Annotated in this window: 10 protein-coding genes; 3 read left to right on the forward strand and 7 right to left on the reverse strand. The window is 64.8% G+C overall.

Annotation, left to right across the window (positions count from 1 at the left end):
* Positions 1-42: 42 nt before the first annotated feature.
* Both AZG88_RS37600 and AZG88_RS54630 read right to left on the reverse strand, forming a co-directional pair.
* The gene (locus AZG88_RS37600; RefSeq protein WP_061700590.1) at positions 43-975 is read right to left on the reverse strand and encodes a LysR family transcriptional regulator; all 933 of its coding nucleotides are present in this window, start codon (positions 973-975) and stop codon (positions 43-45) included.
* A gap of 3 nt (positions 976-978) precedes the next feature.
* Positions 979-1,119 (reverse strand): hypothetical protein, encoded by a 141-nt coding sequence (locus tag AZG88_RS54630; protein WP_156517720.1) that lies wholly within the window; start codon positions 1,117-1,119, stop codon positions 979-981.
* A gap of 562 nt (positions 1,120-1,681) precedes the next feature.
* Here AZG88_RS54630 and AZG88_RS37605 point away from each other — a divergent pair.
* Positions 1,682-2,125: a DoxX family protein gene (locus AZG88_RS37605; RefSeq protein WP_005242697.1), complete on the forward strand. Its 444-nt coding sequence runs from the start codon at positions 1,682-1,684 to the stop codon at positions 2,123-2,125.
* Positions 2,126-2,179: 54 nt separating this feature from the next.
* On the opposite strand, the gene AZG88_RS37610 is transcribed toward AZG88_RS37605, so the two are convergent.
* The gene (locus tag AZG88_RS37610) at positions 2,180-3,472 is read right to left on the reverse strand and encodes a wax ester/triacylglycerol synthase domain-containing protein (RefSeq protein ID WP_025432778.1); all 1,293 of its coding nucleotides are present in this window, start codon (positions 3,470-3,472) and stop codon (positions 2,180-2,182) included.
* Positions 3,473-3,638: 166 nt separating this feature from the next.
* Positions 3,639-5,285, reverse strand: coding sequence for an alpha/beta fold hydrolase (locus AZG88_RS37615; RefSeq protein ID WP_061700591.1), 1,647 nt, complete (start codon positions 5,283-5,285; stop codon positions 3,639-3,641).
* 375 nt (positions 5,286-5,660) lie between these two features.
* Here AZG88_RS37615 and AZG88_RS37620 point away from each other — a divergent pair, with 375 nt between their 5' ends.
* Positions 5,661-6,020, forward strand: a complete 360-nt coding sequence (locus AZG88_RS37620; protein WP_025432779.1) for a thioesterase family protein — start codon at positions 5,661-5,663, stop codon at positions 6,018-6,020.
* A 33-nt stretch (positions 6,021-6,053) separates the two neighbouring features.
* Here the strand turns inward: AZG88_RS37620 and AZG88_RS37625 are convergent, their stop codons facing one another.
* Positions 6,054-6,407, reverse strand: a complete 354-nt coding sequence (locus AZG88_RS37625; RefSeq protein WP_080578191.1) for a cupin domain-containing protein — start codon at positions 6,405-6,407, stop codon at positions 6,054-6,056.
* Positions 6,408-6,432: 25 nt separating this feature from the next.
* Positions 6,433-6,801: a DUF4267 domain-containing protein gene (locus AZG88_RS37630; RefSeq protein ID WP_005242708.1), complete on the reverse strand. Its 369-nt coding sequence runs from the start codon at positions 6,799-6,801 to the stop codon at positions 6,433-6,435.
* Positions 6,802-6,882: 81 nt separating this feature from the next.
* Here AZG88_RS37630 and AZG88_RS37635 point away from each other — a divergent pair, with 81 nt between their 5' ends.
* On the forward strand, positions 6,883-7,455 hold the full coding sequence (locus AZG88_RS37635; protein WP_061700592.1) for a TetR/AcrR family transcriptional regulator: 573 nt from the start codon (positions 6,883-6,885) through the stop codon (positions 7,453-7,455).
* Positions 7,456-7,572: 117 nt separating this feature from the next.
* Here the strand turns inward: AZG88_RS37635 and AZG88_RS53130 are convergent, their stop codons facing one another.
* Positions 7,573-7,731: a hypothetical protein gene (locus AZG88_RS53130; protein ID WP_187300182.1), complete on the reverse strand. Its 159-nt coding sequence runs from the start codon at positions 7,729-7,731 to the stop codon at positions 7,573-7,575.
* Positions 7,732-8,094 lie beyond the last annotated feature (363 nt).

Genomic DNA, 8,094 nt, shown 5'->3' on the forward strand with positions numbered 1-8,094 from the left:
CTATAAAACAAAGGCGCGAACGAGTAATTCTATCGCCGAAAATCAAATAGCGACCAGGCCGCGCTCGCCGCGTTCCAATTCCTCGAAATTGTCGATGCAGTCGAGGAAAGCGAAGACGGCAGGATTCGCCTCGACCGTCCGCCACACCGCATACAGATCGATCGTCGGAATCGGATCGAATAATTTCACCGCCACTGAACTCGCGCCCATCGCACCGAGACCGCCCGAACTCGCGCGCGGCAGCGACGCGAATCCGACCAGCGGCTTGACCGACACCATGTGCGCGGTCGCGCCCGGGTCATCGGCGGTCTGAGCGACGTCGAGCGAGATCCGGCTGTCGGACGCCGCCCCGAAGATCGAGTCGTACATGGCCGGGCATTGATCGCGCGAGAAAATCACACATGCCTGGTTCGCCAACTCGGCGAACGGCACAGCCGACCGTCCTGCCCAGCTGTGCCCCTTGCCCACGACGGCCACGAGCGGAATCTTCCGCAGGACCAGCCGGTACCGGAAGTCCGCCGTCCGCGGATGCCCGTACACGAGCGCGACGTCGAGTGTCCCGTCCGCGAGGTCCGCGAGTTGGGGACCGGTCCGCTTCTCCCACAACGACACCACGACGTCGGGGTGCACAGCACTCATTTTGGCGAGTGCAGACGGCAGCACGTGCCGGCTTGCCGGCATGTTGTATCCGATGTTCAGGGTTCCCGAGCGACCTTCCGCGGTAGCCTTCGCGATTTGCGCGGCCTTCTCCATCTGGAAGACGATCAGCCGGGCCTGGGCCTCGAACTCCTGACCCGCGGAGGTCAACTTGACCTCGTGCGAATTGCGTGCGACGAGTCGCACCCCGAGAGATTTCTCCAGCTTCTGCAGTTGTGCACTGAGCGACGGCTGGGTGAGATGCAACCGCGAAGCGGCCCGTCCGAAATGTAGTTCCTCGGCGATGGTGATGAATGAAACGAGATGTCTGAACTCCATAGGTCACTCCTCGACGCCATGCGCCGCCTCGATGTCCGGTAGCTCGTGCTGCAAGGCTAACGAGGAGTCGTAACTGCGAGTGAACTGCGGAAACACGGTGAGAACCGCGAACGTGAGCGATGCATGAACGAGGCTGGGCCTCATGTCACATGAGTATGCGCGATTGACTCGTCGCGACCGATTGTAGTTCTCGATGACAGGAAAATGCCGAGAAAGGTACCAACGGCGAGTCTCCCGAGAGCCAAGTCGCTCGGCAGGGGGCGCGAAGCGTCGAGCGGACCGACTCCGCGATGTGCGCGTCCAACGGATGCGCCGCGCCGAGCATCCGCCAGACAGTTGCCGGGTCAGTGCCACCGAGACGGGTGCTGTGTTGTCGATGGTCGGGTTCGTGGACTTCCTTGGCGAGTTCATCGATGGGTATCGCGGAGGTGGTGGTGCCGATGATCGCGTCCGGTCGCGCTGATGACGGCGTGAGATCTTGTCCAGATCGGCCATCACTTCAACTTTTCGGGTTGCGGCTCCGCGAGGAGGGGCGGGGTTCGCCTGGAGAACGTCGCCCGCGGTGAGTTTTCCCATCGCCTCCGGTCTGTACTGGTGTGAGTGGAAACGAAGCGTGCGGGAGCGGTCGATACGCCCGCGTGACGCCGACGAGCAGGTACTTCAGGCGAACGGTGTACCGCTTCATGAACGACAAGGAGAAAGTCTCATGACATCGACACCACCCTCCACGGGAACCTCCAACGCGACACCGGCGCCGACCGGCGGAACCACGAAGAAGGCCAGAGTCGCCGGACTCGTCGTCAGCGCCCTCGTGGTGCTGTTTCTCCTGTTCGACTCGCTCATCCACATCGCGAACACCCAAATGGTGCGCGAGGCGATGGCCGAGCTGGGCTTTGCCGAGAACCTCAACCGTGTCATCGGGGTCGTTCTGCTGGTGTGCCTGATCCTCTACATCGTGCCTGCCACGTCCATCCTGGGCGCGGTGCTGTTGACCGGATACCTCGGTGGAGCGGTCGCTACCAATATGCTCACCGAGCAGCCGATCGTCAGCACCACCCTGTTCCCGATCTATGTCGGCATCTTCGTGTGGGGCGGCCTGTACCTGCGTGACGCTCGGGTGCGATCGATCATGCCTGTCCGACGCGCCTGAACCACCAACCCCCGCCCGGCAGCGAATGCCATGGACACCGAACGGAATCGAACGTCATGTGATCGCGGCGTCACGCAATTCGGCGTATGAATCTTCCATCGCCACCGCCAGCCGGGCAACGTCGGGCAGAGCCTCGGGGTCTGTGCAGAGCCCGATACCGATGATCCCGGCGCAGGAGATCGCCGAGATCCGCAGCGCGTGGTGAGCGGCGGGCTCCGAGGAGGAGAACAGCCGCTCGACCCGGCGTCCGGAAACGCTGACCGGCGCGGGCGGGCCGGGAACGTTAGAGATCGAAAGGCTGAACTCGCGCGCGCTGCCGGCGAGTCGCTTTGCGGCTTCTTCGACGCGTTTCACGCGTCCGAGAGCGTGGAAGAGATCGAACAGCTCTTCGGCGTCGTCGAGGCGTTTGCGCTTGCTGGTCTCGGTGTTGATCCGGTCGAGTCGCGTCAGCGGATCCGCCTCGGCGAGCGGCAGATCGACGTTCAGGAAAGAATCACGGTTTCCGAGTTCGCCCGCTCCCTCATCCCGGTGGTGCAGGCTGACCGGAACTTGAGCACGCAGCCGCGGCAAGCCCGTTTCGCCGGCGCTGAGCCAGCTGCGCAGGCCGCCGGCGACGATGGCGAGGAGTACGTCGTTGACGGTTGCGTGAGTGGGGCGCGCGGCGCCGATTGCCTTCAGCTCCGGGAGCGGGGCAATGACGAATGCAAGCTCGCGGGCGGCACTGATCGGGCGGTCGAAGGGCGAGTGCGATCCGCGATGGCCGAGCTCACGACGCACAACCGCAGGCATCCTCAGCGCCTCGTCGACCCGCGACCGCTGCGGCGAAGCGGCGCGAAGGCCCGGTCGCGATTCTCGCGGGGGCGGTTCGAGGTGCTGATCCCAGAGCATGTCGTCCAGGAATCGAACCGCGCTGATCCCGTCGGCCATCGCGTGATGGATCCGGACCGCGATCGCTTCGCGCCCGTCGCCGAGTGGGCCGATCAGATCGAACGTCCACAGTGGGCGCTCGTGGTCGAGGTGCTCGGACATCAGCTTGCTGACGGCCCGCCACAGATCGTCGCGCGAGGCACACCCGGGCTCTTCCCGGCGCCGGACGTGGTCACTGATCTCGAACGCGGTCGCGTCGACCCAACGCGGCTCCGGTCCCGAGGTGTCGATCCGTTGCGTCGCTCGCGGCTGGCTCGAAAGCCGCTCCGACACCACGGTTCGCAGAGCCTCGACGTCGAGCGGGGAGATGGCCGGCTCGAGAACTACCAGCTTGAGCGTGTGGCCGGTTATCACCGCCGATTCGAGCCCCAGGATATGTGCGTCATCGGCGGACAGCCGATCGGGATCCTCGCGGCTCACCTCGGCAAGTCTATTCGGGTCTGCACCTTTTCGAACCAGGAACGCCGGTCTCGCAGCTCAGCACGGACGCGGAGTGTTGCGTACCAACCTCACTTCGTCCGCAGCTCAGCACGGACGCGGAGTGTTGCGTACCAACCTCACTTCGTCCGCGCCCCGGCCCCGGGCTTCACAGCGGTGCGGTGATCGGCGCCTCAGGGGCGTGCGTGACAGTGGTGCGCCCGGTCTCGAGGTACTCGGTAACGGCCTGGTCGACGACGGCGTTGCCACCCTGGATCCCCGCACCGTGATCTCCTCCCTCGACGGTGACGAGGTGCGCCCCCATGTCGTGGGCGAGCTGAACTCCGCCCTGATAGGGGGTCTGCGGGTCGCGCAGTCCTTGCAGGACGAGCGGGGCCGTCGCGAGTCCTCGATTGCTCAACGCGGGCAGCGCGACAACGGGCGGCGCACCGGCACATTCGGGCCCGGCGCTGTAGCTGTACCCGATGAGGTCGAAGAGATCTCCGGTGACGAAGGTGGAGAAGAGCCAACCCGGAATGCGGTCCGGCCGAGCGGCGACATTGTTCTCGTTGCACAGGACCAGTGACTGCATCACCTGGGCCTGGGCAATCCGCTCGTACTCTTGCTCCGTCAGGTCGTCCATCGCGTTGCCGTCGGGAATCGCGTCTCGCCCGTCCCGGATCACCCGGGCCATGAGCGGCCAGCTGTTGCGGGCGGGAAGCACCTGCCGCGTCATCACGTAGATGCTGGACGACATCTGGGTGTGCGACGGGTCGGCGAGGCTTCGGATGAAGGCCTCGAACTGAACGCGTGCCGGTCCGGTGAGATCGACCCCACCGCGATAAGCATCCGCAACGGACTGCAGGCCGGGCGGTACGTCACCGATCTCGGCGGGCGGTGGCGCGAGGGTCGGGTTCCCGCCGGCTTCCTCGACGATCCGGTCCGACCACCGCTGATACACCTTCAGTGGGGTGTCACCGAGCCCGTACGTGTCGTCGTGGGCGGCGATCCAGTCCATGAGGTCGTAGAAACGATCCTTGTAGCCGTCGTTCTGCTGCCACAACACGTCGTTCCACAACCACTTCTGGTCGACGGCGGAATCGAGAACCACGCGACCGGTGTGCTGAGGGAAGAGCGTCGCGTAGGTGGATCCGAGAATCGTGCCGTACGAGAGGCCGTAGATGTCGATGACGTCCTCGCCGAGTGCGAGCCTGACCTGCTCCCAGTCCTTCGCGGTGTTCTCGGTCGTCAGGGGAGCCGTGGTGCCCGGCGCAGCGGACTCGCATGCGTTACGCGTCGCAGCACCGCCGAACCCGAGGCTCATCGCCATCGTTTGTTCAGGGGCCAGCACGCACTCGACGGCGCCGGCGTAGGGAAGCCCGCGCGGTTGGACACCGATCACGTCCCACTGTGCGCGGACCGCGTCGGGCAGGATCTCGACGAACATGCTGTTCGAGCCGATCGCGTCTCCGCCGGGCCCACCGGGATTGGTGAACAGCACGCCGCGCCGCGAGCCGGGATCCTCGGCGCGGTGTCGGGTGACGAGAACGTCGATCGTGCCGGCGGCGGGGTCCGCGTAGTTGCGGGGAACAGTGACCGACGCGCACTGATCGGATGCCGGATCCAGCTCGTATTCGGCCGGGCAGGGCCCCCAGCGAAGATCGGCACTCGGAGCCGGCTGCGCGGCGGCGGGCGGTACCGTCCCCAGGGCGATTGTGGCGGTGAGGCCGACCACGAGGGCGACACGTCGAGTACGCCGTGAGGACCTCGCGCCCGCGCGCTGCATCGAGTCCAAGTGCCCGTCGATCCCCGGCATACTTCGCGATCCCCCTCGTAGTCCCGTGTCGAGACGATAGTGACGCCTGGACCGCTGCGCAGCCAGTACACACGCTATCGCTCAGCAGCCAGTGTCTCAGACGCACCCTCGCGACTTTCTACAACCCGGAATCGAAGATATCGCCACGGAATATCCGGGTGCACACGTCTTTGCGGTGCTGCGTCATCGTGCACCACCGGCGTCTCGGTCTTCGGCGTCGACCGACGCACCGTTGTCGTCGCAAGCACCAAGCCGCGCCCGCCTCTCCAATGATGAAAGCGCACAGCCCATCTACGTATCCCCGACGGCGACCGTGAAAGCCAGATGCGGAAGCGCTGACCAAGTGATCGGCCGCGCCTGGCGTACTGTATTGGCGTGCGCTACGAGGTAGTTGAGTCCGATACCGCGACCGCATTGGGCAGCGGCGACGTTCCGGTGCTGTCGACCCCACGGCTGATTGCGTGGATGGAGGCGGCCACCGTCGTCTGTGCTGCACCGTTCATCGGTGCGGGTCAAACGACAGTCGGGACCGCTGTCCGAATCGAGCACCGCAGCCCGACACCGGTCGGCGCCGGCGTCGAGATCGCCGCCGAGCCACCAGCCGCCGCTGTCGGCCACCGCCTCACCTTCACCGTGCGGGCTACCGATAGCTCGGGGAAGGTTGTCGCGTCGGGCGAGATCGACCGGGCGATCGTCGACCGGGACCGGTTCCTCGAGGCGGCGTCACGTGCCTGACCACTGATCGCCAGTCACGAGCAGCCCGATCCCCTAGCCCTGGTGGCGAGTACCGTTGCGTTCCTGCCACCACCACGGCGCATCGATGAATGCGTGTGGCATCAGTTCGGGCACCACCACCGACCTACCGGCCTCGACGGTCATGATTCGGTCACCGGCCATCACTTGTAGTTCTCCGTCGATGACGTAGAACAACTCCGACGATCGCTTGTGGAAGTGTGGGGCTGCGCCATCGGCCCCGGCTCGGAGTCGAACCTCCAGCGAGTTGAGTGAACCGCCCGTATCCGAGGAGTCGAAGAGTAGACGCATCGAAGCCGAGTCGTTCCCGACCACCTCGCCTCGCTCAGTGGACGCGGATGCTGCTCGTTCGGTGCAGTTGTCGGTCATCGCATTCTGCTGGTTTCGTTTTCGGTCAGACGGCCAGCAGTACAGCGGCCACGATCAGAGCTAGTGCCGTAGCACCGTGGATCGCGAACGCTGCTTTCCGGTCACCGCCGTTCGACAGCACGATCCACATGTCGCCCAGGGGAATCACGGCAAGCAAGAAGACCAGCAAGGCGAGCTGGTCGCGGGCCGCGAAGGTGAAGACGATTATCAGAAGACCGCTGGTGACGTCGCGGATCCCCTTCACCTGCCACCAGCCGCGGGCGTCGGGTGCGGGGTTGGCGGGAAGCCCGAATCCCGCGGCATTCTTCTCGTTCTTCAGAAGGTAGGCCGCACCGATCGCCATGATTCCGAGGGCCCCTATCCAGCTGATGACGAGTCCGATCCAGGCGAGCATTTGCCGCTCCTTCCGTCTAAAGACTTTCTATCAACGATAGATTATCGACGGACGGAACTCTACCAGTGATAGAATTTGGTCGTGGGAGTTCGAGAACGCAAAGCAAGGGAAAAGCAGGATCGCGAGCGCAGGATCGTCGACTGCGCCCGCGACATCGCCGAAAACGACGGCTGGCCTGCCGTAACGACTCGCCGTCTCGCGAACGAGATCGAGTACAGCCCTCCCGTGCTCTACAGCCACTTTCCGGACGGCAGGGACGGCATCGTCAGCGCGGTCGCGCTCCTCGGATTCCGAGACTTCACACACATCATGCGGCAGGTGCTGGACGAGGCCGGCGACGCCGATCTGACGAAACTCATCAGCGCCTACCTCGACTTCGCGACCGAGAACCCCGCCACCTACGAAGCGATGTTCTCGATGCAACTGGGAGTGCGCTTCGCCCACGAATCCACACCGCCGGAACTTCGTGACGCATTCGCCGTCCTCGTCTCGGCCGTCGGTGGGGAGCAAACCCGGAACGCGGAGACCAAAGCAGAGCTCTTCTGGAGCGCACTACACGGCATCTCCGTCCTCACCCACGGGCAACGACTCTCCCCCGACAACCGGCGGGCACGCGTCGACACACTCGCAGAGCTGTTCGGTTCAGCGAAATAGGCACCGGCACAACACCCCACGCGTCCGCCGCTCTCGGCCACCAGCACACCCGATCGACGCAGTACTCGCGGCGGAGTTACCCCGTTCGCGTCCCGTTTCCGAGGTTGCAGCGTTTACCTACCCGTCGCTGAAGAGTGACCGGTGGATCTCGGCGGATGTCGGCGTGGGTGAATCACCGGTACGCGGCGCCTCGGAGACGGGCTGCGGGGTGCTGTGGGTCAGCGTTCGCTGCGCAGAGAAGAGCGGGCGTTCGGACTTGTCGTGTTCGATGGTCATCGTTGTTCCTTGCTTCAGGTGTATTCGAGTGCGGCCGGGCGGGGTGACGGCGACCGAGGAAATCATTGTCGAAATGTGTCGCGGTCCGGATGGTGCCGTAGGCTTTCGGCTCGCCATCAGGCGTGGTGGCAAGCGGATCTGCGTGGCGCCTGGCCGTGCGTTCCTGTAGCGATTGGCATCAAATGGACGCTCCTTGCATCGACCGCGAACCGGCCGGTGCATTCTTCCGAATCGGGAACGCCTGAGCCAACTCGCTCGACGCGACAACCATTCCGATGTTCTAAGCCTATACCCCACGCCAGTGAAGCCGAGGAAAGGCCCACGACCCGGTCGACCGCCATGACGCTTCGTCCGCGGACGAAG

It is taken from the genome of Rhodococcus sp. LB1 (assembly GCF_001583455.1).
In the GTDB taxonomy this organism is placed as follows: domain Bacteria; phylum Actinomycetota; class Actinomycetes; order Mycobacteriales; family Mycobacteriaceae; genus Rhodococcus_F; species Rhodococcus_F opacus.